This is a genomic window from Elizabethkingia argenteiflava (genome assembly GCF_009904105.1).
GTDB classification, from domain to species: Bacteria; Bacteroidota; Bacteroidia; order Flavobacteriales; family Weeksellaceae; genus Elizabethkingia; species Elizabethkingia argenteiflava.
The window spans coordinates 1-366 of record NZ_JAAABJ010000420.1; the positions used below are offsets into that span (position 1 = coordinate 1).

The 366-nt window shown below is 30.1% G+C and carries 1 protein-coding gene; it reads left to right on the plus strand.

Features of this window, described 5'->3' with window-relative positions:
- Window positions 1–109: 109 nt before the first annotated feature.
- A partial coding sequence (locus GNY06_RS15140; RefSeq protein ID WP_394350828.1) for a transposase occupies window positions 110–366 on the plus strand: 257 nt, incomplete at its 3' end.

The following is a 366-nucleotide window of genomic DNA, read 5'->3' on the forward strand; positions in this document are numbered from 1 at the left end:
GCGCAACTTGTTGTCTTATCGGGATTCATTAAGAAACAAGATAGCTGTAATAATATCTGTCAGTGATTATTTCATTTTAGATAGCATTCCATTATAAATATGCAAATTAATCAGAAGTTCCAGAAGTACTGTTTGTAGAGAAAATTACTTAACCAGCCCGGATAAAGGTTTTTGTGATTGGCAAAATAGTGTTTATTATGGTTATAAATTGCATGCAGTGTGTACTACTGATGGGATTTTTACCGATTTTGATGTAACACAAGATTCTGTACATGATATTCATTATCTCAAAGATATTAAGCAATTGTATCAAAAATGTACAATATTAGTAGACAAAGGTGATCTGAGTATTGATTATAAAATAGA